The following is a 23,215-nucleotide window of genomic DNA, read 5'->3' as shown; positions in this document are numbered from 1 at the left end:
CCCCTTGAACACATATTTTCTTTACAAAAAAAGAGCGCCCGATTGGACACTCTTAGCGTTGATTATTTACAACCATTTTCAAAATCTCACTTAAAACCTCTAGTTTAAAAGAAGTGTGAGGAATTATCTGAGCTATCTCTCCTCTAGATGGTTCACTGTAGTTATAAGTAGAAACAGTTACCCCGCCTATACTTCTTAAGTAATTCATATCCACTCGATAATTTTTTAGTTCTGAACAAATAGCATGATAAACTTTATCCCTTTGTTCAGCGGTGTCATATCTATAGGATAGGTGTTTTTGTTGTTTACCTTCCACATATTCAATATTGATTTGATATTCTATACCCATTATTTTCCCTCTCCTTTTATCCACAATTCGACAAAACAGGGAGTAATCCTGCAATTCAATTTCATCTTTTCTTAATGATTTATGCACTTTCCATTTCTACTGGAATATCTGGTCTCATTGAAACAATTTCAGCCATAATTAAATCATTGTTTTCTTTACTGTGACCATAACTTTCGACGATAAATCTAATACTCACTTCACCGTTCTCATTTTGTTCACCATAGGTATATCTTGTAATACACGCCCTTGCGATTACTCTAACTTGATATGGTTTCAATAACATATACATTTGCTCCTTTTTATTTAAGATGTCATCATATCTGCGATAATCAATTCTAAGTCTGTTAAACGTGATTTGGTTTCAGCCAATTCTTCACTCATAGGTTTCTCAGGGATAATTTGTTCATCTGGATTGTCGGGATTAGGATATTCAAAAACAGGCATCTTATTTTCTAAGTCAACACCGATTAAGCGACCTTCTGCAAAGTCTTGAGCATATTGGCCATATTTTAATTCAATATAATCAAAGGTATCTTGGTTACGTTCGGACAATTCTTTATATGTCGCAATTTGTTCATCAATCGTTTTCTTTTTGGAAGCATTATTCCATTCGGCAGTAGCAATAATTATTTCCCCTGTAATTTTATCGAAAAATATAACTCTTCCAACGTTCATCTTATTCACCTCTCTTTCACGGCCCTAAAATTGAATTGTGTATTGGGTGCAGGCACCGGGATTTTTAAAACTCCTTGTATATATGGAACCCTAAAAACCGTTGTTCCTCTTTTGGAATTTCCATATCCAGTAGTTGAAGGAGCATAATAATTTTCCGAAAACCAAGCATCTATATCATTGGATGATTTATCTGTTCTTGTGAACAAAATGAAATCTGGTACAAAATCTAACATATTGGTATCAAAATTTACATAAGCAGAACTACTGCTATTTACACCATTAGAATTTAAAAAATTCGTTGTAATGGATTCACTTGTTATTGTTCCCGTTACGATTTTTCCGACATTCACATTTCCGCTTAACAATACATCGTTTATTTCTTCCCATGTCGAATTATGCGTAAGTGGTAGACCTGGATTTATTAGCAATAGCCCGTCTACCATTTGTTGTTTTCTGCTATTGCCAAGCGTAAAAGCCTCATCTGCTCTATCGTAAGCTGCTTTTACTGCTTTTGGTGTTGCAGCTAAAGTTTCACTCTCACTGTCAACATCATTTGAAAGCTGTACATGGCCTTTTTGGGTTAATGAAGCATTCTCTGTTATGTGGTTAGCAAATTCTTCTTTAGTGGCCTGCTTAACATTGTCTACATTTCCTAATCCCACTTGCACTTTCGTAACTGTGTGTGGATTATCCTTCCTGTTAGCATGAGTATCCACTTTTCCTTGAGCTCCCGAAGGAGTTTCAGCACCTACATCTGCAGCAGTTAAAACAACCGCCCCTTTTTTGGCGTTAACCGATGAGACTGGTACTTCAATATTTTCTACGTCCTCTTTTGTAGCTGCATTTTCTTCAATTGCATCTAACACTGAATTGTAATTAACGCGAGTTAGATATTCATTCCCAGCAGGCTTTGGTATTTTCAATCTCGGTGTAATTTCTGGCATTCTACATCACCTCTATTTCATTCCATGTTTTATTTAGAGCATCAATTTCATCCCACGTAAGATTAAAAGAATCAAATCTGTTCCAAGTTGTATATAGGAATATATAAACTACGTCTAAATGAGCAGGTTTGATTTCTTCCACAGCTTTATAGACATCTGTTAGATTTGAAGGGATACCTCGAACACTGACAAATCGGATGTTAATTTTTCCATCAAAAGTGACATCTACACCTCCATTTGTAAAAGCATCAACAACCAACTTAATAAGTGCTGCATCCACTTTTCCATGACCACGCATTTTTGATTTAATGACTGATCTTCTTTCTTCCAAAGGCTTTTTTGAATCAGTTTTAATCCCTAATTCCTTTTCATAAAATGCCAATCCCCATGTTGCTGTATCAATAATCAATTGTTTTCGAATATCGGTAATATCGGTATGAAGAACGCTGAATTGTTCTCCTTCTGCTTCGAATATCTCTTGGAAAACCTTGCTTTTCCGTTCATATAAGGGGAGACTTTTTAACATTTCCTCACGCAACATTAACACCGCCTAAAACTGCCACTTCATCTTCAGCTATTAGTATATTTGTATTTCCACCATTAACAGCTAAACCAGAATAGTCTAATACCCCTTCACTATCCAAAATGAAATTCCCTATCTGAGCATAGGAAACAAAGCTTTGCTTAAAAGCAATTGAACGTAAATAGTTGGTGATACTTACTCGGATGTTTGAAATTACATCATCAATCGAATAGCCATCCATGACCGTCAAGGATGCAAAGTCTAAATCAAGTACCTTGGATTTTGCACTCTCAACCGTACAAAAGGCCCCTATTCCTGCAACCCCTTCCCCCAATCCTCTTACTCCTGGATCTATGTGTTCCTGGACTTCTGAAACCAATTCTGGGGAAGCTGGCTCAGCATTTGAATCAATGATGACAACCTTTACCGTATTGTCACCATTCCAAAGAGGGAACACTTTAGCATTTCCTACTCCCGACACTTCCTTGGCCCAGTTATAGTAATGATGTTTATTCCCACTAGTGGCTGGAGTGCGAAGGCGTTCATAGTAACGAGTACGAAGTTCATCATCCGATTCACTTTCATATCCATCCCTTGTAGGCATTGGATTAGTCACTGTGTTAATTCCTTCAATAGATATTGCTATTTCTGTTATTTGATTTGCAGGTACGTTTCCTGAACTCCCTGGAACAACTGCTTTGATACTTACAGTTCCACTTGATACTATTTGAATGTTCTCAGTGGATTCAAATTGTACACCCGAGGGTGTTTGAAAAAGATCCCCTATACTGATTAACCCAGTTCCAGTGACCGTTACCTCTCCAATTGCATGAGTAGCTTGTCGTCTGGATATACCTGTCCTTTGAGCAATGAATTTTGATAATTCATCCCCGAACTGGTTTTCAACATCAAAGAGATTGACCACTTTGCCCATCTCTTGATAGGCTATTTCGAATTGGTCAGCTGCAGGCTTAGTTGCATCGTAAATGAAAGACCCTTCTGTCTTGTCATACTCATTTGATATCCCAGCTAGCATTTCTTCTTCAATTGCTTTAGATGTCTTATTTTCGAACATCAGAATACCATCTCCTGTTCAAATGTTTCTTCAGCAGTACGAACACGGAAGTAAATTACCATCCGCTTTCCATCACGGGTAAAGGTCCAATTCTCTATACCTAGAATGTGTGGATGACCCAGTAAGGCACTTGTGACTTCCCTTTGAATCTCAGCTTCTATAAATGCTCTAGGAAAGTTGGAGCCGATTAAATCTTCAATCAACACTCCGTAGGGAATATCTTTGTAAATCTTAAACTGAAACCTTTCAGTTTTAATTGCTTTTACAATCCACATCTTCAGTGACTCAAGGCCATGTAGCTCTACCGTTTTGCCGTCCACAAGCACAAAGTCATTCTTATCAAAATCAAATAAAAAAGACTTCCCTATTGGCGGTAAGTCTTCTGGTAGTTCTGTTGTATCAAATTCGAGTTCTGTAATTTTAGGAAGCACTAAAACCTCACCGCCTTATCCAAAACATAATATAATTGGCCATCTGCAACTGGCATGATTATGACCTCATCATCAGCCTTCAAGGTATCATTCATAACCAATGTTGCTGTTGAGCCATTGTTTATTTGAACTTCCCTTGAATAACCAGAGAGCAAATGTGCCGCAAATACCATTTGATGTGGATATAAAATAATGACCTCATTCAAACGAATGGAAGGGTTAGGTGGTCCTGTGAGAACAATACCTGTTGTCATGGACTTTGGTACAGAGTTCTCACGTTCCCTAAACAATTTTGCAAGCTCCGTCAAGCTATCTTCAGGCATCAGACCACCTCCAAATTCAACTTCATTTTGTGAATACCACCGGAAACAGTATGTTCCGCATCCTTAATCAGTAAGGTTCCTTTAATCCCGGTTATTGGTTCCTCAAGCTCCAACATCCTATTTGCTCGAACACGATCATCTCCAAGCAATTCAACACTTGTTTCTTCCACAATTTTAGATAGGGCATTCAACTCATTTTGTGCAATTCTAGCTGCACTCAGTTTTTCATTCTGATCAAGTGTGACTACCTTCTGTAACTTACCGTATTTATCTACCATCTTTGCATCCGACTTTACCAACACTACCTTGTCATTGTTACCCACAACTTGTATGGTGTTGATCATGTCAGAAATGCTTCTACTTCTAGAAGGATTAGAGATTGCAGAAGTAATATCGTAAGATGGACCATTTGTGTACATGTTGAAAGAACCTTTAACAATAAGGTTTGACTGTTTTTCAATGTATAGCTTACCTTTTCGCATTTCCAACAAATATTTAGTACCTGTTTTCCTTCGCACAAGGTCTATGATCTGTCGGATGATATCACTGACTTTTTCTTTATCAAATAGCCGGTCAATCTTAGTCGGCATCGAATCAATCTTTCCTATCGGAATACCAAAGTCTTTGCATATCTTTTGGATGGCCTGCTCAGCAGATACTTTATTGAATTGGTAGATTGCATCCGATTTGTTGAGATAAAATGCATAGTCAAATCCAATATAAGAAATCGGTCCTCTACCGTTTCTGTTCTCTTCAACCAATACAAAACGATTTAATTCGCTCTTGTTTTTTAATATAACCACATCTCCCAACTCACATGGATTTTTTGGGAAGTGCTTGGCATCATTGAATGCAATATTAAAATTAATTTCTTCCCCTAATTCATCCTTATTACTTCGCCAATTCAGTATTCCAATCAAAGGTGTGATATTGGTCATTGCAGCTCCTTTTAAAAGCCATAATTCATGTGGCATCAAGTCACCTTCTTTTTCTGTAACTTAATATCTTTGAATTCCGATAGGGTAAGCGTGTAATAAATGTCGCCTGAACCATCTTGATAGCCATATTCAAAATTATCAATGGCTACAACCATGTTGATAGGAGATCCAGTAACTATAAGTCGGACACGTAACTTCCTCTCTATCCAACTCTCTATGATTTCAACATACTCCCATCTTTTATAACTACGATCACGAACGAAGGGATAATTCTTCTCATGATGAGGAAAAAAAGAATCTATGGTCAAAGCCTTTAATCCTCTTTCTCCAAATATCTTAATGTCACCTTGATTTATAGTTGTAAACACTTCATTATTGACTGGACTTGAAATTTTAAATTCCGCTGGGACAATAGGAAGTTGAATGACTTGTGCTCTATTGTTTACAGATAAAAAAATATCCATTCACTCAACCTCCTATAAGTTTTGTAGTCTTAATTTTAGCGGTGGAACTAATTCATTAAGAATCTCATTCACTGATTTGTTATAACCTTGAATAATAATTTTTATGTCAGGTGATGCACTTGGTCCTGAAGACTGTGAAGGAACATTAACTGATACCTGTTTATCAAGGTTATTAATATTCCTTCCCTGTTTACGAAGGTTTTCGGATTGAGCTGCAGGTACCACCATTTCACCTTTATGCAACTCCGCTACATACCCATCATGCGGTACTCGGTTCAACCCTGTTGCGTGAGAACCATCAACCCAGCCTTTTACCTTACTTGCAGCGTTACTTATTGCTCCACCAATTTTAGAAAGCCATGCAGGAGGCTTGAATTTAGAGATAGCATTTTTGAAGGAGTCCCATTTCGCCTTCAAATCTGCAAAGAATACAATGACAGGTTGTAATTTTTCACCCATCCAATCCTTGAACTTCCCAAAGACAGCCTTCGTTACTGACCAAAGTGCCTTTGCCTTAGCCGATACAGTATCCCAGTTCTTCCACAAGAGAATACCTATTGCAATCACAGCTCCTATACCCACAACAATCCATGTTAAAGGACTTGCAAGCATGGCAGTATTAAGACCTAATTGAGCAAGTGTCTGCGCAACCGTCCCTGCCTTCATAGCAGTCATAACAAGGTTAAACGTCTTAATCGCTGTGGTAATGCCAGTAATAACTTTGAATGCTAGGAGTCCACCGTATACACCTGCCAAGCCTGCAATGATTAGTGTAGAATTATCTCTTATCCATGTTAGGGTTCCTTTGACCCCATCCAAAATACCTTTAGCAACTTCTATACCTCCGGCATCCTTGAATGTGTTCCATAATCCTACAGCAATATCCTTGGTGGTCGTAAGAATCGGTCCAAATGTGCCAGTCATATAGGTACCAAATGATTTTACCTTACTTGTTACTGCTTCTGGATCAACGCCCTGTATATATTTTGTTAATCTTTGGATTCCTTTTATCGCTGGTTCCAATACCGCTTGTCCTAACCCAGCCTTTAAATCTGTCCAGCTCTGCTTCATGTTGCCTAACTGGTTTTCATAGGATTCAGATTCACGCATAGCTTGGCCAGTTGCCCCTGCAGCCTTCATCATCGATTCTGCGTATGATAATCGGGCAATCTGCTTGTCTGCTTCCCCAAGCTTCTTCCAATCAACCCCTAACTCCTTAGAAGCCCATGAAGCTAATTGCGTTTCACTTGCAAAGAGTCCTATTGATTCACCGCCCTCATAGTTACCTTTGATGAAGGAATTAAGTGCACCATTCGCATCTTCAAAAGATTTGTCATAGAAGGCAGCTGCATCTGCCACAGCTGTGACGGATCGTTCCGCAACATCCATTGCTTCACCAGTTTCAAGACCTAATCCTTTGAACATGGATGTTGCAGAGGTGTAAGCAGGCTTAATTCGATTAGGCAACATGCCGAAAGCATTCCCCAGGTCTTCTACCACACCGCTGGCCTTCCCTGCATCGGCACCAAATACCTGGTCAAATTGTGCACCTAAAGCATTGGCTGCAGCTGCAGACTCAATAATTGAGACAGTAAAGTCTTTGATTTTATCTACGGCAAACACAGTCCCTATTACTCCACCTACTGCCAAGAATTGACTTTTGGCATTTCTTCCAAACTCTCGTATAGAGTTTCCAGTGGACTTTACCTTACGTTCCATATCTTTTGTGCTGTCAGTAGCCTTTTTAACGCCACTAGCAAAGTTCCTGTCTTTTAAAGTAAGGACCGCTGATATGACACGATTTCCTGCCATTCATTCACCCCCAAAGAAAAAAGACTAAGAGGTTCCCCACTTAGCCTTCTCATCTTCATAATATTTTTCCATACTGGCCTTCATAACTATTTTTTCATCGACTGGCATGTTTAGTAAATATGGTAATGCAAACCCTCTCTGCAGATAGTGATGGACCAACTCAAAGTCACCATCACTTTTCATTAGTTTTTTAGGTCTTTTACCAATCCAACACCTTTACCTGTGTAACCAGCCAACTCCATCCCAAGTTGAGCAAGTTGTGCAATTTCACCAGGCTCAAAAATCTTCTCAACAATGTCCATCGGTTCTGCACAACCATATACTGATTTCAGCTCAGGATCCTTTAAATTCGGCTCTGTCACAATGTTATAAACCAGAAATGGATCTGCTTGGTTCTCTGTATCTGGATTACCAGTTAAACTAATTGCTTCCAATACCAAAGAACGCTCTGGTTTTTGAATGGCGATATTTCCACCAAGACGTTTTATAAAGACTTCCTCCGTAACATCTTTTTTAACCTGGTACTTCTCTTTTTCTTTAAGTAGATCAGTAACTGTAATTTTTTTAGTCATCCTATATGCTCCTTTATGCTGAAATTAAGTCAATTGGGTCATAGTCCGCAAAGTTAAACGGCAATTCTTCTGTCATATTCGTCTTTTGCTCGAATGATAACAAGGTGAATTCATTAAATGTCACTTCGTTGATAGCGACACGTTCAGCACCAAAAGCAGCAGGGTCTGCGAGTTTCCCAACGATATTAATTTCTGGCATTATTCCAGTTTTAGCAGCACGAGCCATTAATGAAGCACCGCGACTATAAACCTTTTTCACGGTCATTGAACCTTCCCCTGCCCAACCAGTGTATTTCTTATGGGTCGCCAAGTCTTCTGCCATATTCACATCTTCGAAGTTTAGAGTGACCTTTGCTTCAAAGCTATCAACATCCAGCCACTTTTCACCGTTCACCCATACACTGCCAAATGTTCCGTTAATCACACGATTAGATGGTAGTTTGTTTTTCATGCTAACCCTCCTTAAATCTCGATTTCAAAATCAAGGTCTTCCATGGCATCCACAATTTTTATATTGTTTCCGCGCAAGAACACATTGCGTTTAAATGAATTTACTTTTACTGTCTGGTCGTCCCAACCTGACGTATCTATCCCGATTCTTTCCCATGCTAGTCGTTGCTTAACTACATTGATTTCAGCTCTATTTAACGCATTTGGGTCTAAGATATCTTCAGCTGCTAATCCGCTCAGATAAGCGTTAACCGCAGTAATAAAGAGCACTTGATTATCATAGATGTTTGGATATTTGCCAACATAGTGGTCATTGTAAGTGGAACGGATATCATCTTTAATCAGATCCATGATTTCCACAATCCGAATTGACTTAAAATCTTCTGTCTTACCACTCGATGTAGTTACAAGACTGTTTACACCTCGTCCAATCTTCACCTTTTCTCCATCATTAATGAGAATTAGTTCCCCATCATCAATTGTTGCATTTGGATCGTCCACTTCTTTAATCGATTCCACTTCAGGTAGAACAAAATACGTGGAGGACCGTGTAAACGGCAACGCTGCCAAGATACCAGCTATCCTAACCGTGTATTCAGCAGTTGAATAGACCTTTTCACCGACTTTTATGTCCTCTGCAGTAAAGTTGATAACCCCTTCATGGTCTGCATCCGTATTGGGAAGTACAACCCTGAATGTACGTTTATCATTTTCACGCTTGGTTTTGATCCATGTGGCAATCAAAGTCGTGTCGGTATCTTTAATTTGTGGAATGGCCAAGTAGTTAAAACGTTTATTATTCAACCGCTTAAGTACATCGTTATAGTCCGTAGCAGTTGTGGGCTTTCGCTCCACAATCACTTTACTTGGTGCTTCTAAAAAAGTTTTTTGGATTAAATCCAAGTTTTCAGGAGTCCAGTCAGTTGATACAATTTCCTCCACACTCTTATAAACCATAGTGTCTTGGGAATTTGTATCATCTTCCAATACAAGTGCCACAATACCAAGCTGGCTACGCTTGATGGCTGACACTGCTTTACCGACAAATTCTATGTTTATTTCAGGTAGACCCATTTGATTCACTCCTCCTCTAATTCCAATTCAGCCATCTTCTCAATTGGATATTTGGTATAAAAATCTTTGCCTTTTTTTATTTCTTCAATGATGGTATTCACTTCTCCCTCATACTCTCGACCTTCATAAAACTCCAAATCGAAGGAGGAGTTCAATACACCATCCACAACCATGGAATTTACTTCATTGATGTGTAACAACCGATCCTGGACCTTAAGTGTCAGGTCAAACATATTCTCCAAGCGTTCCTGCATGTCTAATACATCTTCGGAATAGTCATATCTATCCTTCGGAAAATAATAAATCTGGACAGTGAGTGATTTGTATACTTGGCTTTCAGTAGAAGAACGATTGTTATTCTCGAACTGAACAAAAAAAGAAGGTCTATCAAAACCTTCTGTCACATCTCGACTGTTTACTGGTACTCCAGTTTCACGAAGTCTTGTATTTATCTCATTTTTTAAATCTATATACGTAATCATCACAAATCACCTTTGTCCAATAGATCATCTAACCAATCTGATAACATTGTTTCGAATTCTCCACTGTTATCAAATTTTTGTATGCCAGTTGCCATTACTTTTTTTCCTGGTGTGAATCCGACTTCTCGACCATCTTTAGTCACTTGCCTGTGGCCGTGTTCAATCAAGTGGGCATGAGGGGCACTGTTGATGACACGCACCACAATTTGTCCATCCTCATCTTTAAATACTTTTCCTCGTTTGAAACGCTTATGGTAAACATTGTTTTTCTTTTTGACTTCGCTACGGGCATGTCGGGCAACTTGTGTTCGTGCCTTGGAACCAATCTTTCTCATGATCTTGAAACTTTCCTTTGGCAGTTTACGTTGTGCAACTTCAAGGAGGTCCTTTTGGAAATCGGTTAAACCATCAATCTTCATTTCCATTAGTCAATCAACTCCTGACAGAAAATCTCCAATGTCTCGTTAGCGAAGTATGGATTCAAAATGTACCTGATTTCAAACCGATGCCCACGAAAGTGAATCTGCATGTCTTTCGTGATGTCCTTCCCAGCACCATAGCGAACAATAATTTTATGGGTTACGTTCGTCAAGACAGTGTCAGCTTGTTGCTTCTGCAAGCTGCCGGTTTGTGGAACAATCTCTGCATAGACAGATTTAACTTTTTCAAATTTGTAAGTATCCTCATTCATCCGATTTATGGTTTTAACATTCATGAAGACATCAACCTTATGTTTCAATCTATTAGTCTGTCGTTTCGGCATCACTAAAGGCCTCCTGGACGAAAAACGGAGTCAAGGCATCAAGGGCATCATTTAATTCTTTTTCCGACACACGGTATTCATAAAAAATGCCGGCCACCATAATCACAAGATATTCGGTTTGTTTGCCTGTCGCATTTTGTACGTATGTCTTAGCCTGATTAATATAAAAAGAGAGCATGGACGAATCCATGTCCTCTTCTATACGCAAATGACTTTTTAGTTTTTCAGTCAAATCGTTCATTTTATGGTGCCACCGGTGCAGTTGCACCAACTTCGTAACGGTAAACAGCCGGCTCGAATGGAGAATAAACTAGTTGGCCATCTAATAGATTATAGATTTGGAAACCGATTCGATTTGTGGAAGCAAAAGCTTCAACCAACTTTTGGATTTGAAGCCCCCCAATAACATCTTGTATGTGGAAAGCTTTGAAATCACCAAAATAGAATACTGGCTTGTCTGGATCTGCACCGTCAGCTGCATCAGTAAAGTCTAATTTATGGCCTAACAATTTATAACTCACTCCGTCAGTTGCATCCACGTGCAGCAGTGGACGACCAGTTGTATCAGTCATACCCTCTAACAGGGAAAGTGCAGCACGATTGACGATCCAAATTGATTTTTTCAACACTTCAGTAACCGGTTGATTTTTCATTTTCACAAGTTGTTGATACAGTCCTTGTGAATAGCCTGAAGCAGTAATATCAACAGGAGTAGATTCATAGTAAGCCACCGCTTTCTTCGCAAGTGCTCCTGGGTTTTCATTGCCTGCATCATCGCCATTGAACATGTAATTTGTTTCTTTACGAACATAAGCCTTTTTCAATTCCTCAATAACAATATTCTCTACATCCACACCACTCATATTGATCAACTTCTTAGAGATAGTGGCAAGCGCATCAAATTCTACTGGAGATAGATAGATTTCATCGAATTCGATATCTGTCTCAGGGATTGGATTTGGTCCAATATGGCGCTCTTTCTTAACCACATTTGCTTGTGCCTTCTTCACAAGAACAGGGTATTTTACGTTTCCTTTTGTTCTTACCTTGGTACCATATCTACGCAACAAGTTTTCTTCCTGAGCATAGGTGATAACCTCTGAAGCAATGACTTCTGGGATAGTAACAGAGCCATTTTGAGTCTCTACACCAAGAGCACGAGCTTCCGCTTCAGTGATTTGGCCGACAACATACTTGGCAAATGCTGAACGTACTTCTTTCTCCTTATTCTTTGTACTCTTAGCCCCACGAGTGGAAAGACCTTTACCTATAGCAGACATTACAGCAGAACGCTGTTCCCCAGAGATTGATTGAGTGCGTTGCCCTTCGCCTTCTTTGTCTCCCTCGCCCTCACCTTCGGCACCTTTTTCTCCTTCCTGATCTCCGCTACGACCTTCTTCACCTTCGTCAGAGCCAGAACCTTCTCCATCTCTTTCTCCTTCGCCTTCACCATCTCCGCTATCATCAGCGATATTGGCTAGTGCATCAGCGATTGCTTGTGCCTCTTCGGAAAGCTCCTGTACCTCTTGCTTAACAGTTTCCAGGTCTTCAGCACGCACCTCGTCTTTTTCAAGCTTAGTGCGCAGTTCAGTTAAGCGTGCTTTATTTCTTTTTTGCATTGCAAGTAATTGTTTTTTATTCATTTTCCAAAACCCCTTTTATTTGATTTATTAGTTTCAATCTCAATTCAACAGTCTTATCAATCTCTTTACTTCTCACCAACGCAACCTCGGTGTCATCATAGGCTGGTATGGAAACAACCGATATTTCATAAAGCTCCACTTCTTTAATGGTTCGAATGGCAGGTTCTGTTGAGTAATCCCATTCATCATTCGTTGCGAAGAAACCAAACGAACATTGATTGATATCACCTCTAGCCATACTCTCAGCTAAATCTCGAGCTAAAGAAGTATTAGGCAGCTCTACTTCAAAGCGTAGCCCTCTGTCGTCCTCTGAGAGCCTCAGAGTGCCGTTCTTGGTTCTGCCCAACACATTGTCCCAGTTATGGTTGAACAATGCTCTAATGTCACTTCCTGTGGCTATAGCATTGCTGAAAGCCCCAGGTGCTATAATTTCCTCAAAGTAATCACCGATAAGTGTTTTAGAATTAAATACGGCTGCATAGCCACTGATTACAGCTGGCTGATCATTGATAGCATCACGAGTCTTCAAATTGGTGATGTCAATTGTCCTCAGTTCCTTTTTCTTTGTCATTCACATCACCTCCCTTCAAGCTATCATCAGTCGCATTCTTCTCTCCAATCTTGGATAAGTCATTAGAGATATAGACAGCCTGTGTCTCTGGTGTGTTTTGTGCAGGCAATCCCAAAAAGTGGACCGCTACTGTATCTGGTGAGGTGATACCAGTACGGACAATGTTGTATGCAATGTTTGTCTTGGTGCTGTATGGAACAAAGTCCAAGATATTAATCTTAAATTTAATTCGCTTGTCCGAATTTTGACCGAAAAAAAGAAGACTCAAATGGTCTTCGAAGTTTTTCATTATTGGTCGCACGGCTTTGTTGTGGAGGTACATCATGGCTTTTTCTAGATCAGACTTAGTTAATGCCGTGTATGTATCCACATTGATTCCAAGAAATTTGCCCAGGTCCTTCTTATATACATTCAGATATCCTAATATCTTTTCATCCTCAATCGGACTTTTCATTGTATCTATGCTATATCCCTTACCGAGTGGAATCATTTTGACGGTCCTTGACTCGTCTATGGATTCAAGCTGGTCCAAGACAGCGTTAATTAATTTCGATTGGGCAGCATTCTGTGAATTGATATGGGCATCCAGCTTCAGCAGGTACGCAAGTAAACCACCTTTTGAGTATTTCCCTGTCAAAACCTTTTCAGCGCTCATAACGCCTTCTAGGGTGCTTTTACCGAGTCCCAATATTCCAACCCCACGCAGATGGTCGCTCCCTATATTTTTGATATGCCTTATCATAAAGGCTGGAATCTCTTGTCCACCTATTTTGAAATGCTCAATCAGTCTATCGTCCAATTCCGTTTGGACGTTGGTAGCCAAATGAAGTTGATTCGAATCGTAGACTGGATACACTTCCCCTTGAAGAAGATAGGTATTGGTCATAAGCTTAATGAATTCGGAACCGGTCAAATAATGATTAGGGTTTCTTAACACTTTTAAAATTGGATGATTTTTAATTTCGGTTCCATCCCTGTCCTCCACAACTATTTCAGCCAACATCATTTGATTGGATATGTCCTGCAGAAGTTCATAGACATCGCTGGACTCCAGGACACTTTCATCATTGATATGCCAGCCTCCATATCGAGCAGACCGCCCATAAACATCAGTGAAGTATCCTCGTTTCTCTGCCTGCCTATAAATAAAGTTTGATATTGCATCACGTAATCCCAATTTTTCACCGCCTTTCGTGGCTTATCTGTAAATACTACCAATCAATTCATCCAATCCATCTACACTTTCACCCATCATATTGAGCGTTTCTTTATGTCCAATCAACATGGCCACGAAACCATCGATATGTTCCGGTGATTTCCGCTTTGATGGTGTCTTTAAGTTGTTGATGTTCGTGATGATTTTTGCATTGGAAGCACAAAAAATAAGTAGTGGATTATCCGTCACTACTCTTTCTTGCAACAATAACATTTCGAAGTCATCAAAAGGCTCGTTCATATGAGTTGGATACTGTGGTACTTCCACACAGGTAATACCAAGCATCTCCCAACCTTCCACAAGCTTAGCAGCAAGTGCAGGGTCATAATTGATCTGCCTTAAATCGAATTGTTCGAATGCCCATTCAATGTATTCATTAATTAAATCCTCATCAATCGTCTTACCAGGACATAATGTTACAAATCCTTTTTCTGCAAGTGCTCGATACGGGATGTTTCGTTGTTGCTCTTTTTCCTCAATACCGAATTCCGGAATGAAATACATCTGCTTAATTTTTAGTATCGGCTCACCTTCCTCATCAAAGGTTGGAAAGTTGAGACTCACACAGGTCAAGTCCGTCCTCCTAGATAAATCGACACCTGCCACGCATGGAAGTCCTTCAAGTTCACCCAGTTTTTCGATTAAAATTTTATCCAGTTGGTCTTTTTCAAAGTAAGTTTCAGCATAGTTAACAAATACGTCTAGATGTTTGGACATAAACTCTGCCTTATTGAAGCTGTTATTTTGGGCTTCCTTGAACGCATCCTCCAAAAATTCCATGCTTACCGAAATGCCCATATTGGGATTAACCATTCTCCAAACTTCACGGTCGGTCCAATCAAATCCCTTATTAGGTTCATAGATCATAGCGAACCAAGAATCATCATTATCGTTCTTCAGGGCCTCTTTTGCATAAGTGTAGATTTGTGAGCCCAGTGACCCGGATTGTTTCCCTGCAGTGGATGTGATGATGTTGAGTGGTTCTTCTTGCGCTATCTGTGCCGAACGTAAATTGTCGAATTGTTCACGGTCCATTTGAGCATGCACTTCGTCAAAGTAATTGATGTATGGATTTTTACCTTCGTTTCCTGCATTGTCTTTCGTAAGGATTTTTAATGTGTTCGCAAACTTAATACCGTCTTCCACAAATGTATACTTGACGGATCGAACTGTATCTTCCTTACCTTTATAAATCCTTGTTCCTGGTCTTAGGTCAGGACTGTTTTCAATGGTCAGTGCAATCGGTATAGCTGCGTTCTGGCATTGCTCGAATGTGTTAGCTGATATATAAATATCAGCACCTTTTACACCCTCGCCATACATTCCATAGATAACGGGGCTTCCGCCCATGATTGTCTTTCCATTTTTCTTTGGAACCTGTAAATAAGCCGTCCGGATTACCCGAACCGCTTTACCCTTTGCGTTATATTTTTGCCAACCATAAATATTGGCAAAATAGAAACGCTGCCATGATTCTAAAATGAGTGGTTCCCCTGCCCATTTCCCTTTAGCATGCTTTAGAAAAGTCTCTGTAAAATACAGCATGGCATTTGCCTTTTCAACATCGAACCAAATATCTTTTCGTTTTTGCCACTTTCGATAACGTTTAATGGCCTTGTGGACGGAATCAGGAAAAAGTTTAGGATCCTTTTCTACCTCTTCAGCAAAAATATCTGCATAGTTGGTTTCAAAATCAATCATCGTTGCATCCTCTGCCTAAACTGGACCAACTTACTACTTTCTGTTGATGACGGTTCTTTGTCCTTCTCTTTTTCTTCATCACCTTTTGCCAGTAATGTACCTGATTTTTTAACAAGCTCCTTATTCTTCCCATCCAGTCCAAGTTGTCCAAGTAGCTTTGCAAGTTCTTTCCTTAACTTCTCAGTTCGATCCTGTAAATATTCTTCATAAGCATCAAGATATATTTCAATTAGCAAATCTAAGGCAGGTGAATAGGTGCCAGCTTCCACGAGTGCTTCTATGACCTGTTTTCGCTTTTTGGACCGATTGCTCTCTTGTGATTTATTTTGTGTAGTACTACGTTTCTGTTTTGTAGTACTACAAACTTTAGCTCCTAATCTAGCATTCCATTTGTCGCGATTTTTCCAAGCTGAAATCGTTTTTTCTAAAACATCCAATTTACTTGCAATCTCACGGTTGGTAATGCCTCCACCGTGTTCTTTATATAATTCAAATGCTCTGTCTCGATTCGGATCACGTTTTCTTGCCACACCTATTCACCTCCCTTTTGCAGTACTAAAATAATTCAAAAAATTTTTTTGAGGTGCGCATTTACATGCTACAACCGGTCTAGCCTTATTTGGCCAAAAACACGATTAGACAGGGGGGCTATAACTTCCAATCAAATGAGGAAGACTTCTTCTTTTTGAATAAATGATTGTATTCCTCATTAGCTTCCTGTTCTAAGATGGTATGACATGACGGACAGACAGTCGTCACATTGCTCGCCTTCAACTTAAGGTCTGGTCTAACAACAATGGGAATGATGTGATGATGTTGTGCTGTCTTTTTAAAGACAAACTTTCCACATCTAGTACAGCAACCTTTGTCTCGTTCATAACAGTATGCCTTTAGGTCACGCCATGCCCTTGAATTGTAGAACCATTTATTATCAGAAGCCTTTCCCTGTTTCATCTTCCGTTTGTGGTCAATGCAATATCGACCTGAAGATATCATTACCTTACATCCCTGTTCACCACAGTACTTCATTACTCATCAGCTTCTAGCTCTTCATCTGTAGTCCAGTTGACAAAGATGTATTGGGCAATATCCTTTTGTTTTCTCACTTCAGATGGTAAGTCAATGGACTTTTCAGCAGCTAGTTCCTTCAAGTCTTTGATTGTCATTTCGCTTAATGGATAATCCATTTCGCCATCATTTACACCAAAAGGATTTTCATTAACCTTTCCATCCACACTTGTCATGTCTTTTCCTGTTGCTAAATCAACACCAAAAACCATACTCTTCGGATTCTCTGTCACTTCAAAGTCAGGCTCTTTACCTGCAGGTACAAACACCGTGCGTTTCTCCCCGTTATCCCAATACTCTGTTCCAACTGCAGTCTTTCTTACTTCTACTCTCATTGATCATCTCTCCTTTTTATTTTCTTCTAATTGCCCCTCGGTGCCTTTTATATGTGTCCCTGTTAGCGCCCATGACCTCTAGCCATTGACTTGTGCTTAGTTTTTCTTGTTTCTTGATTGTACTCAGTTTTCTGACAGACTCTGGGTCTAGTTTTTCTTTCAGCTTCACAATAATCACCACCTTTAAGGCATAATAAAAAGCCACACCCGATTGGATGTGACTAAACTTTCTATTTTACTTTTTATTGTTTTCTATATACTCTAGCCCTTTAATCTCAACTTTTGCATGCTTAAGGGTTACAAAAGCTACTTTGTTACCAATCCCACCTCGGCTTACAGAAGCATTAGAAATCAATTCATCATTTTGCATCATATCAACTGTATCACCAAAGAAATCTTTATCAACTCCTAACTCATTAAAAGTGGGTTCTCGTCCTTCTTCTAATGTAATTAGTATTGTTAAAATTAAATCCCTTTTCTCCATCTAAAACACCTCCTCCCACAATAATCATAATTTAAATGGTAATGATTGTTAATAGAATGAGATAATAAAATTCCTTAATTTCTCTTAAAGAAATCTTCTATCATTAGTATAGTGGTCGATGTTTGTTTTTCACTCAATTCAATAAAGGCCAATTCACATGTTGAAGAAAAGGTTTCTACCATTGATGAATCATTTAATTTCACTACATTTAATGTTTCAAACACTGTTCTAATTGCCATAAAATATCCTTCAAAGTACGCGTCATTATGTTCTACAGATGTTTTCTTCATTAAAAATTCATGAAGGAATATTACATTAGAGGTTTTTTGGTTTCTATATGCGTAATATAAATACGTTAGAACTACCCCAACAATGGTTAATTCTTCATATACAAACCTTGTTAGATACTCTTTCCACTGTTCCTTACTTATTAAGTCATGACTTGTAAAAGGGCTATCAATTTCTCCAGGTGATTTAAACATTGTTAGTTGCTCGGTGTATCTTTCAAAATGCTTTCCTATATTAGCATCAACATTTGATTCTAAACTGTGTATTTTATTTTCTAATTCTTTAAATAAGTCATTAACACTAATATTTTCAAGCTCACTAGTTACCTGTTCAATTTTTCTAGTTGTTTTTTCTAACATATTTGTTGATTGAATAGTCATTGCACTTTGGGTAAATGCATAAATAATTGTTAATACAGCGAGTATTATTGAAATAATAGTTGCCGCAAAATTCCAATTATCCATAACTAAGGGATTCTCTTTCCCAAAGTCAGATGTCAATAACCAAAAAATAAAAATTACAATCACTAAATAAACTAAATCCCTTCTTCGAAGCCAAGGTAATATTTTCTTATCTTTTTCCATTCTTAATCCCCCTATTTATCATTTCAATATCTAACATTCGACAAAAAAGGGATATTTTCCTGCAAATAAAAGAGCACCCATTACGGATGCTCTCTTGAAGGGAGAAAATTATAAAGGCACCAACCACGGTTCTTTATACTCTTACTTTAATCAATATAATCAACACTTAACATAGTTATAGGTTAAGCTAAATGTATGTTAATAAATTGCGTTTTGTGCATATTCAATCATGCGTTTGATTTGAGCATGTTTATTGTAAATATATTGAGCACTGTATTTTAATTCTTCTGCAATCCTTTCTAACGTCATACCCTCTATATATTTCATATAAAGTATTTTGTGTTCAAGCCCTTTGAATGTGTTAATCATTTTCTTCATATCCAGTAGATCATTCATTTTATGAGCTAATTCATATTCAATGCATTCAATAAATTCTTCTAATTTAGCCCCATTGCTTTCTTCAGTTAACTTAACCTTAGCTAAGTCGCCATTAGTCCACCTTTTTAGTTCCTTAATAGTTCGTTCAAGGTTAAATTCCAAATACGCTATCTCTTCCTCTAACCTTTGATAGTCCCTTAACCATTCGTACATATGTGCCACCCGCCTTTCAGTTTGTTGCTAGATTAGTTGAGAAGTTAGGACGTCTTACTATAATTAGTGAACTCCATCAACACTTGATAATTTCCATACTCATCTTTAATGTCGCTGATTTGTTTCCAACCACGTTTTTCATTTTCCCGAATGGTATCCTGTAACTCTTTCCGCGTATGAGCCTTTGCGATTTTCCGTTTCCTGAATATCTGTTGCATCTAATCACTCCTTAAAAGGCACCGGATTTCAAATAATGCTTTGCCTGGTAGTAAAAATGGTGATAGATCCAGTTGCCAGTGAATTTTTTATCAAGATAAACGATTTCAAAGTTGTATTTTGCTTTAAAAGTATTTAATCGGCCAAGCAATGCTAAGGGATTGTATTTCGAACGGTACTCACCCTTTAGCATTTTTTCATAGCCGTGCAGGTCCTCCACAATCAAAGTAAAAGGAATGTCCTTCGAGCGGATTAATTCATTCTCAAATGCTGTCGCTGTATCCTTTTGTAAGTTGCCTGTGATTTCATCCATATGTGCTTTACGTTCCACTCGGCTATTCAGGAAGATGTCGCGATGGATACCAAGCTCTTCATTTTTAGGAATCATGCAGCCATAGTCTCCTGTGTCTAATTTTTGTATCTTTACTGGAATTCCCTTTTGTCGTAGGTAATCCAAAATATGGCCATTTACGTTTTCACGAGTATCTATGACGATCGTTAATGTTTTGAGTATTTTATTTAACTCTGTTTCTGTGTAATGGTAGGAAATCATCTCATGCCCCTTTCTTCGTATACACCACTGCACGCTTATATAATTCTTGTCCAAGTTTTATAGATTCATCTGTCATATATTGTCGAAAGTCTTCAAAGATATCCTTCCAACCGTTCTTTGCAAGAGCAACCATCCATTCATCAAACATCATGAGTGAATCAATATCAGCACATAACCATTCATTCAACTTTTCGTTATGCTGCCATCCACTGATTTGATGGACCATTTTCATGAGTGTGATATTCTCGCTACTTTCATTTCTCCATGACTGGAACCAACTATCAATAGCTTGAAAATTTTCCTCTGCTGCTTTCATTACTTCCACTGGTATCAACTTTGGATTTTCTATTGCAATACGGCCGTCTTTTTCGTCCAGGTAAATATTTGCGCCTGATTTCCAAATAGCAGCTAGTATTTTTAATGTTTGCATCATCAGTCTCCTTTCGAGTTATCAAAAAACGAAAAAGTTAGTTTGAAAAACGTAAAAGTTATTAAAGATAACTCGTTAAAACCTTAGAGCCCCAAGGGATTGAGAGGAAAAGTTACTTAAGTTATCGGTCTAGGGGTATTAACTCTCCTAATATACTTATATATTTTTTTATTTTTTTATTTAATTAATATCCCAATAACTAAAGTAACTAATAACTACAAAAAGATAACTTAAACCCTTGGTATTACTGAATTCTTAAGAGTTACTGAACAGTTACTGAAACCTAAAATTAGTTACTGAACGACCTTAAAAAAGCCATTTTGTTCAGTTTCAGTAACTTGTTTAGTAACTGGTGCACGCTCCTTTATGGTAATACCTGTCAAAAACGTTTTGTTGCCGGCACCTTTCATTTTTCCGAAACCTTTTGTCTCCAACATTCGATAAAAGGCTCTGTTCCCCAAAGTCCGCTCTCCTGATCTATAGCACCAACTGTCGTACACGTTGTATAACTCTTTTGCTTCGATTCTTATTGCCTCATTTTTAGGTTCGTCTATATAGCAAGCTTCATTAAGGAATGGTGCTAAGATATCCATTTCTTCTTTATAGTTGCCAGTTGCCTCGGCCACCACTCTAGGCTCCTTCAATCCGTCACGCTGCCATTTCAAGCATCCTTCAATCGCCCAGTTTAAAATGCCTGACATTTCGAGGGAGAGCTTTTCTTCTAGCTTTTTATCACGCTCATGAGGTTTAAGACTTAAAGTAAATGGAATGATTTTCACACGTCTCCAGATACCATCATCCACACCACCAATGATTGGTTTATGGTTAGTTGTGAAGAAAACCTTAAACTCTGGTAGAAATTCGAAATACTCTTGTCGTAAGAAGCGTGCTAGTATTGGCTCTCCACCTGTGATTGTTTTTACAAGTGACTCCTGCAGCTTCTCCCCTTCCTCTGATTCCACTGCAGATACAAACCTTGCATTTACCAATCTAGCAATATCGTTGTTTGCGCCAGTTTCTTTTTTCTTGATGAATGTATCTGACTTCGTTTGAGCTCCATAGTCACCCATCATCTTTTTAACTGTATTAATAAAGGTTGATTTCCCATTGGATCCACCACCGACCAAGAAATACATCGATTGCTCTGATATGTCACCAGTAAGCGAATAACCGATTAACCTTTGCATGTACTCAATTAAATCAGTATCTTGTTTGAATATCTGATTTAAGAAGTTTAACCATGTAGGGCATGTTGCTTTTTCATCGAATTCTACATTCGTTATCTTGGTTAAACCTAACTCACGATCATGTTGTTGGAGCCTGCCAGTTTGTAAATCAACAACTCCGTTATCGACATTTAGCAGATATTTATGCCTATCAAACTCTTCACGTTCTCCTGGTACCAGTGGCATTAAGTCCTTAATGGAATTCATTCGGATGTTTCTACGTTCACACATCCTTGCCCATTTGGTCTCCATTTCATCATCTGATTTATATAGACTTCGAAGGACCTTAGCTGTTATCCGTTCAATTTCTTTTTTCGTATCAATCTTCCATCGTTTGCCGTCCCATATTAGCCAACCCATATCGGATACATATTTGATTACATGGCCATATTCGTAAGCGATCCGTTCGGCGTTCCCTAGCTCGGTTAATCGGAATTTCTTCTTTGGCTTGTCCTCCACACTTTCAACCTCACTATTGTGGAAGTCAAAAGAGAATTCAGCGTACTGCTGCTTGTCATCTAATATTGTGGAAGTAGTAGAGGAAATGGCTTCTGCAATTGTTCGTTCTCCATATGTTTCTCCACTTGAATGATGAATGATATCCCACTTATCTCTCATGAGAGCTGTTTCTCTAAACATGGAATCCATTCGAGTGGCACTTTTTCCGGTCCAGAATGCTAAGTGATTACATAGAGCCAAGTCGCTACCTGAGTGATCGTCTCTGAGTAAGTTACCGTTATATAAACTGCGGATTTCGTCACCATTTTTCGAACGGAACATTTTCTCCCACAATGAATCATTGGATATCTGAATTTCGTCCTTTTCGAAGTCTGCCAGATTTACTCGACCGACAATGTCACTATCATCGAAGTATTTCTCGAATACCTCCGCAAGTTCATCCGTTCTATCAAAGACCTCATTGGAATTTTCCTTATTACCGGTGAAGGTAAAGTAACGACCATAGGAGTAAATTTCTAATCCATGTTTGGTGTTTTTTCGACCTGTACCAACAACATTTTGTGGAAGGCTGCCTTTGATAATGATGTGAATACCTTTTCCAGAAGGAGAAAATTCAGTATAGCTATCTAGTGAATCAATGATTTCTGTAGCAAAGGTATTCGGCTTTCCGTCCGTTACACACTTATCTATATCAATCCCGATGTAGTTGTCCTGGCGACTAAATACAAAGCCTATGCCGTCATACTCACCATCAAAGTAGAATTTTAAAGCCGTTGCAAAGGTGGACCATGTACGACGATTATTTGCCTGTGCCATCTCACCGTTCACTTGGTAAGGTACCTTTGTATATTTGCCATCTCGTGTTTCCGATTTCCATAAAATCCATTGAGGAAGGGCTTTTAATTCAGCTGGTATTTCATTAAAGTTATATGGATTTTCTTTCATGTTGCCCTCCGATACTGATGTATTTCATTG

The 23,215-nt window shown here is 38.6% G+C and carries 33 protein-coding genes; all 33 read right to left on the bottom strand.

Features of this window, described 5'->3' with window-relative positions:
* Positions 1-52: 52 nt before the first annotated feature.
* Positions 53-349 (bottom strand): hypothetical protein, encoded by a 297-nt coding sequence (locus AC1ECF_RS01500; RefSeq protein ID WP_480387613.1) that lies wholly within the window; start codon positions 347-349, stop codon positions 53-55.
* Between the two features lie 79 nt (positions 350-428).
* Entirely contained in the window at positions 429-632 is a 204-nt protein-coding gene (locus AC1ECF_RS01495) for a hypothetical protein (protein WP_480387612.1), read from the bottom strand.
* Positions 633-652: 20 nt separating this feature from the next.
* Complete coding sequence (locus AC1ECF_RS01490) at positions 653-1,024, bottom strand: hypothetical protein (protein ID WP_480387611.1); 372 nt, start codon at positions 1,022-1,024, stop codon at positions 653-655.
* Positions 1,025-1,029: 5 nt separating this feature from the next.
* On the bottom strand, positions 1,030-1,968 hold the full coding sequence (locus tag AC1ECF_RS01485) for a tail fiber protein (RefSeq protein ID WP_480387610.1): 939 nt from the start codon (positions 1,966-1,968) through the stop codon (positions 1,030-1,032).
* A 1-nt stretch (position 1,969) separates the two neighbouring features.
* A complete protein-coding gene (locus AC1ECF_RS01480; protein WP_480387609.1) occupies positions 1,970-2,506 on the bottom strand; it encodes a YmfQ family protein in 537 nt (178 codons plus the stop codon).
* Complete coding sequence (locus AC1ECF_RS01475) at positions 2,499-3,566, bottom strand: baseplate J/gp47 family protein (protein ID WP_480387608.1); 1,068 nt, start codon at positions 3,564-3,566, stop codon at positions 2,499-2,501. Before AC1ECF_RS01475 ends, AC1ECF_RS01480 begins: the two co-directional genes overlap by 8 nt.
* Complete coding sequence (locus AC1ECF_RS01470; protein ID WP_480387607.1) at positions 3,566-3,997, bottom strand: DUF2634 domain-containing protein; 432 nt, start codon at positions 3,995-3,997, stop codon at positions 3,566-3,568. Before AC1ECF_RS01470 ends, AC1ECF_RS01475 begins: the two co-directional genes overlap by 1 nt.
* Positions 3,997-4,320, bottom strand: coding sequence for a DUF2577 family protein (locus AC1ECF_RS01465; RefSeq protein WP_480387606.1), 324 nt, complete (start codon positions 4,318-4,320; stop codon positions 3,997-3,999). Before AC1ECF_RS01465 ends, AC1ECF_RS01470 begins: the two co-directional genes overlap by 1 nt.
* A complete protein-coding gene (locus AC1ECF_RS01460; protein ID WP_480387605.1) occupies positions 4,320-5,294 on the bottom strand; it encodes an XkdQ/YqbQ family protein in 975 nt (324 codons plus the stop codon). The genes AC1ECF_RS01465 and AC1ECF_RS01460 overlap by 1 nt, the downstream gene beginning before the upstream one ends.
* Complete coding sequence (locus tag AC1ECF_RS01455; protein WP_480387604.1) at positions 5,294-5,722, bottom strand: hypothetical protein; 429 nt, start codon at positions 5,720-5,722, stop codon at positions 5,294-5,296. Before AC1ECF_RS01455 ends, AC1ECF_RS01460 begins: the two co-directional genes overlap by 1 nt.
* Before the next feature lie 12 nt (positions 5,723-5,734).
* On the bottom strand, positions 5,735-7,534 hold the full coding sequence (locus AC1ECF_RS01450) for a hypothetical protein (RefSeq protein ID WP_480387603.1): 1,800 nt from the start codon (positions 7,532-7,534) through the stop codon (positions 5,735-5,737).
* Positions 7,535-7,716: 182 nt separating this feature from the next.
* Positions 7,717-8,106, bottom strand: coding sequence for a phage tail assembly chaperone (locus AC1ECF_RS01445; protein ID WP_480387602.1), 390 nt, complete (start codon positions 8,104-8,106; stop codon positions 7,717-7,719).
* Positions 8,107-8,119: 13 nt separating this feature from the next.
* Positions 8,120-8,557: a phage tail tube protein gene (locus tag AC1ECF_RS01440; protein WP_480387601.1), complete on the bottom strand. Its 438-nt coding sequence runs from the start codon at positions 8,555-8,557 to the stop codon at positions 8,120-8,122.
* A gap of 11 nt (positions 8,558-8,568) precedes the next feature.
* Entirely contained in the window at positions 8,569-9,630 is a 1,062-nt protein-coding gene (locus AC1ECF_RS01435) for a phage tail sheath C-terminal domain-containing protein (protein ID WP_480387600.1), read from the bottom strand.
* A 5-nt stretch (positions 9,631-9,635) separates the two neighbouring features.
* Positions 9,636-10,112 carry a phage tail terminator family protein gene (locus tag AC1ECF_RS01430; RefSeq protein ID WP_480387599.1) on the bottom strand — a complete coding sequence of 159 codons (477 nt, stop codon included), beginning with the start codon at positions 10,110-10,112 and terminating at the stop codon, positions 9,636-9,638.
* Positions 10,112-10,537 (bottom strand): HK97 gp10 family phage protein, encoded by a 426-nt coding sequence (locus tag AC1ECF_RS01425; protein ID WP_480387598.1) that lies wholly within the window; start codon positions 10,535-10,537, stop codon positions 10,112-10,114. Before AC1ECF_RS01425 ends, AC1ECF_RS01430 begins: the two co-directional genes overlap by 1 nt.
* Complete coding sequence (locus tag AC1ECF_RS01420) at positions 10,537-10,875, bottom strand: phage head closure protein (protein WP_480387597.1); 339 nt, start codon at positions 10,873-10,875, stop codon at positions 10,537-10,539. The genes AC1ECF_RS01425 and AC1ECF_RS01420 overlap by 1 nt, the downstream gene beginning before the upstream one ends.
* On the bottom strand, positions 10,856-11,116 hold the full coding sequence (locus AC1ECF_RS01415; protein WP_480387596.1) for a head-tail connector protein: 261 nt from the start codon (positions 11,114-11,116) through the stop codon (positions 10,856-10,858). The genes AC1ECF_RS01420 and AC1ECF_RS01415 overlap by 20 nt, the downstream gene beginning before the upstream one ends.
* Before the next feature lies 1 nt (position 11,117).
* Entirely contained in the window at positions 11,118-12,518 is a 1,401-nt protein-coding gene (locus AC1ECF_RS01410) for a phage major capsid protein (protein WP_480387595.1), read from the bottom strand.
* Entirely contained in the window at positions 12,511-13,089 is a 579-nt protein-coding gene (locus tag AC1ECF_RS01405; RefSeq protein ID WP_480387594.1) for an HK97 family phage prohead protease, read from the bottom strand. Before AC1ECF_RS01405 ends, AC1ECF_RS01410 begins: the two co-directional genes overlap by 8 nt.
* Entirely contained in the window at positions 13,058-14,266 is a 1,209-nt protein-coding gene (locus AC1ECF_RS01400; RefSeq protein WP_480387593.1) for a phage portal protein, read from the bottom strand. The genes AC1ECF_RS01405 and AC1ECF_RS01400 overlap by 32 nt, the downstream gene beginning before the upstream one ends.
* A 21-nt stretch (positions 14,267-14,287) precedes the next feature.
* Positions 14,288-16,006: a terminase large subunit gene (locus AC1ECF_RS01395; RefSeq protein ID WP_480387592.1), complete on the bottom strand. Its 1,719-nt coding sequence runs from the start codon at positions 16,004-16,006 to the stop codon at positions 14,288-14,290.
* Complete coding sequence (locus tag AC1ECF_RS01390) at positions 16,003-16,536, bottom strand: phage terminase small subunit-related protein (RefSeq protein ID WP_480387591.1); 534 nt, start codon at positions 16,534-16,536, stop codon at positions 16,003-16,005. The genes AC1ECF_RS01395 and AC1ECF_RS01390 overlap by 4 nt, the downstream gene beginning before the upstream one ends.
* A 118-nt stretch (positions 16,537-16,654) precedes the next feature.
* Positions 16,655-16,960: an HNH endonuclease gene (locus tag AC1ECF_RS01385; RefSeq protein WP_480387724.1), complete on the bottom strand. Its 306-nt coding sequence runs from the start codon at positions 16,958-16,960 to the stop codon at positions 16,655-16,657.
* A 74-nt stretch (positions 16,961-17,034) separates the two neighbouring features.
* Positions 17,035-17,409: a hypothetical protein gene (locus AC1ECF_RS01380; RefSeq protein WP_480387590.1), complete on the bottom strand. Its 375-nt coding sequence runs from the start codon at positions 17,407-17,409 to the stop codon at positions 17,035-17,037.
* A gap of 16 nt (positions 17,410-17,425) precedes the next feature.
* Complete coding sequence (locus tag AC1ECF_RS01375) at positions 17,426-17,578, bottom strand: hypothetical protein (RefSeq protein WP_480387589.1); 153 nt, start codon at positions 17,576-17,578, stop codon at positions 17,426-17,428.
* A 66-nt stretch (positions 17,579-17,644) separates the two neighbouring features.
* Positions 17,645-17,893 carry a YjcQ family protein gene (locus AC1ECF_RS01370; RefSeq protein ID WP_480387588.1) on the bottom strand — a complete coding sequence of 83 codons (249 nt, stop codon included), beginning with the start codon at positions 17,891-17,893 and terminating at the stop codon, positions 17,645-17,647.
* A 74-nt stretch (positions 17,894-17,967) separates the two neighbouring features.
* A complete protein-coding gene (locus AC1ECF_RS01365; RefSeq protein ID WP_480387587.1) occupies positions 17,968-18,765 on the bottom strand; it encodes a hypothetical protein in 798 nt (265 codons plus the stop codon).
* Positions 18,766-18,963: 198 nt separating this feature from the next.
* The gene (locus tag AC1ECF_RS01360) at positions 18,964-19,356 is read right to left on the bottom strand and encodes a hypothetical protein (RefSeq protein WP_480387586.1); all 393 of its coding nucleotides are present in this window, start codon (positions 19,354-19,356) and stop codon (positions 18,964-18,966) included.
* 44 nt (positions 19,357-19,400) lie between these two features.
* Positions 19,401-19,574, bottom strand: a complete 174-nt coding sequence (locus AC1ECF_RS01355) for a hypothetical protein (protein ID WP_480387585.1) — start codon at positions 19,572-19,574, stop codon at positions 19,401-19,403.
* An 11-nt stretch (positions 19,575-19,585) separates the two neighbouring features.
* Positions 19,586-20,125, bottom strand: a complete 540-nt coding sequence (locus tag AC1ECF_RS01350; protein ID WP_480387584.1) for an ERCC4 domain-containing protein — start codon at positions 20,123-20,125, stop codon at positions 19,586-19,588.
* Position 20,126: 1 nt separating this feature from the next.
* Complete coding sequence (locus AC1ECF_RS01345; RefSeq protein ID WP_480387583.1) at positions 20,127-20,555, bottom strand: hypothetical protein; 429 nt, start codon at positions 20,553-20,555, stop codon at positions 20,127-20,129.
* A 293-nt stretch (positions 20,556-20,848) separates the two neighbouring features.
* A complete protein-coding gene (locus AC1ECF_RS01340; protein ID WP_480387582.1) occupies positions 20,849-23,185 on the bottom strand; it encodes a phage/plasmid primase, P4 family in 2,337 nt (778 codons plus the stop codon).
* Between the last annotated feature and the right edge of the window lie 30 nt (positions 23,186-23,215).

The sequence above is a fragment of the Psychrobacillus sp. Z3-81 genome (assembly GCF_056620325.1).
The sequence above is the reverse complement of the archived record's forward strand: the minus strand, read 5'-3'. Positions and strand labels throughout refer to the sequence as shown.

What these genes read in the sequence shown, in the direction of transcription:
- AC1ECF_RS01500 (WP_480387613.1), bottom strand. Translation starts at nt 349, where the DNA reads ATGGGTATAGAATATCAAATCAATATTGAATATGTGGAAGGTAAACAA.
- AC1ECF_RS01490 (WP_480387611.1), bottom strand. Translation starts at nt 1,024, where the DNA reads ATGAACGTTGGAAGAGTTATATTTTTCGATAAAATTACAGGGGAAATA.
- AC1ECF_RS01445 (WP_480387602.1), bottom strand. Translation starts at nt 8,106, where the DNA reads ATGACTAAAAAAATTACAGTTACTGATCTACTTAAAGAAAAAGAGAAG.
- AC1ECF_RS01355 (WP_480387585.1), bottom strand. Translation starts at nt 19,574, where the DNA reads ATGCAACAGATATTCAGGAAACGGAAAATCGCAAAGGCTCATACGCGG.
- AC1ECF_RS01430 (WP_480387599.1), bottom strand. Translation starts at nt 10,112, where the DNA reads ATGATTACGTATATAGATTTAAAAAATGAGATAAATACAAGACTTCGT.
- AC1ECF_RS01405 (WP_480387594.1), bottom strand. Translation starts at nt 13,089, where the DNA reads ATGACAAAGAAAAAGGAACTGAGGACAATTGACATCACCAATTTGAAG.
- AC1ECF_RS01360 (WP_480387586.1), bottom strand. Translation starts at nt 19,356, where the DNA reads ATGTACGAATGGTTAAGGGACTATCAAAGGTTAGAGGAAGAGATAGCG.
- AC1ECF_RS01395 (WP_480387592.1), bottom strand. Translation starts at nt 16,006, where the DNA reads ATGATTGATTTTGAAACCAACTATGCAGATATTTTTGCTGAAGAGGTA.
- AC1ECF_RS01435 (WP_480387600.1), bottom strand. Translation starts at nt 9,630, where the DNA reads ATGGGTCTACCTGAAATAAACATAGAATTTGTCGGTAAAGCAGTGTCA.
- AC1ECF_RS01450 (WP_480387603.1), bottom strand. Translation starts at nt 7,534, where the DNA reads ATGGCAGGAAATCGTGTCATATCAGCGGTCCTTACTTTAAAAGACAGG.
- AC1ECF_RS01485 (WP_480387610.1), bottom strand. Translation starts at nt 1,968, where the DNA reads ATGCCAGAAATTACACCGAGATTGAAAATACCAAAGCCTGCTGGGAAT.
- AC1ECF_RS01465 (WP_480387606.1), bottom strand. Translation starts at nt 4,320, where the DNA reads ATGCCTGAAGATAGCTTGACGGAGCTTGCAAAATTGTTTAGGGAACGT.
- AC1ECF_RS01460 (WP_480387605.1), bottom strand. Translation starts at nt 5,294, where the DNA reads ATGCCACATGAATTATGGCTTTTAAAAGGAGCTGCAATGACCAATATC.
- AC1ECF_RS01495 (WP_480387612.1), bottom strand. Translation starts at nt 632, where the DNA reads ATGTTATTGAAACCATATCAAGTTAGAGTAATCGCAAGGGCGTGTATT.
- AC1ECF_RS01475 (WP_480387608.1), bottom strand. Translation starts at nt 3,566, where the DNA reads ATGTTCGAAAATAAGACATCTAAAGCAATTGAAGAAGAAATGCTAGCT.
- AC1ECF_RS01370 (WP_480387588.1), bottom strand. Translation starts at nt 17,893, where the DNA reads ATGGAGAAAAGGGATTTAATTTTAACAATACTAATTACATTAGAAGAA.
- AC1ECF_RS01365 (WP_480387587.1), bottom strand. Translation starts at nt 18,765, where the DNA reads ATGGAAAAAGATAAGAAAATATTACCTTGGCTTCGAAGAAGGGATTTA.
- AC1ECF_RS01385 (WP_480387724.1), bottom strand. Translation starts at nt 16,960, where the DNA reads ATGAAACAGGGAAAGGCTTCTGATAATAAATGGTTCTACAATTCAAGG.
- AC1ECF_RS01440 (WP_480387601.1), bottom strand. Translation starts at nt 8,557, where the DNA reads ATGAAAAACAAACTACCATCTAATCGTGTGATTAACGGAACATTTGGC.
- AC1ECF_RS01420 (WP_480387597.1), bottom strand. Translation starts at nt 10,875, where the DNA reads ATGCCGAAACGACAGACTAATAGATTGAAACATAAGGTTGATGTCTTC.
- AC1ECF_RS01415 (WP_480387596.1), bottom strand. Translation starts at nt 11,116, where the DNA reads ATGAACGATTTGACTGAAAAACTAAAAAGTCATTTGCGTATAGAAGAG.
- AC1ECF_RS01410 (WP_480387595.1), bottom strand. Translation starts at nt 12,518, where the DNA reads ATGAATAAAAAACAATTACTTGCAATGCAAAAAAGAAATAAAGCACGC.
- AC1ECF_RS01425 (WP_480387598.1), bottom strand. Translation starts at nt 10,537, where the DNA reads ATGGAAATGAAGATTGATGGTTTAACCGATTTCCAAAAGGACCTCCTT.
- AC1ECF_RS01455 (WP_480387604.1), bottom strand. Translation starts at nt 5,722, where the DNA reads ATGGATATTTTTTTATCTGTAAACAATAGAGCACAAGTCATTCAACTT.
- AC1ECF_RS01380 (WP_480387590.1), bottom strand. Translation starts at nt 17,409, where the DNA reads ATGAGAGTAGAAGTAAGAAAGACTGCAGTTGGAACAGAGTATTGGGAT.
- AC1ECF_RS01340 (WP_480387582.1), bottom strand. Translation starts at nt 23,185, where the DNA reads ATGAAAGAAAATCCATATAACTTTAATGAAATACCAGCTGAATTAAAA.
- AC1ECF_RS01350 (WP_480387584.1), bottom strand. Translation starts at nt 20,125, where the DNA reads ATGATTTCCTACCATTACACAGAAACAGAGTTAAATAAAATACTCAAA.
- AC1ECF_RS01345 (WP_480387583.1), bottom strand. Translation starts at nt 20,555, where the DNA reads ATGCAAACATTAAAAATACTAGCTGCTATTTGGAAATCAGGCGCAAAT.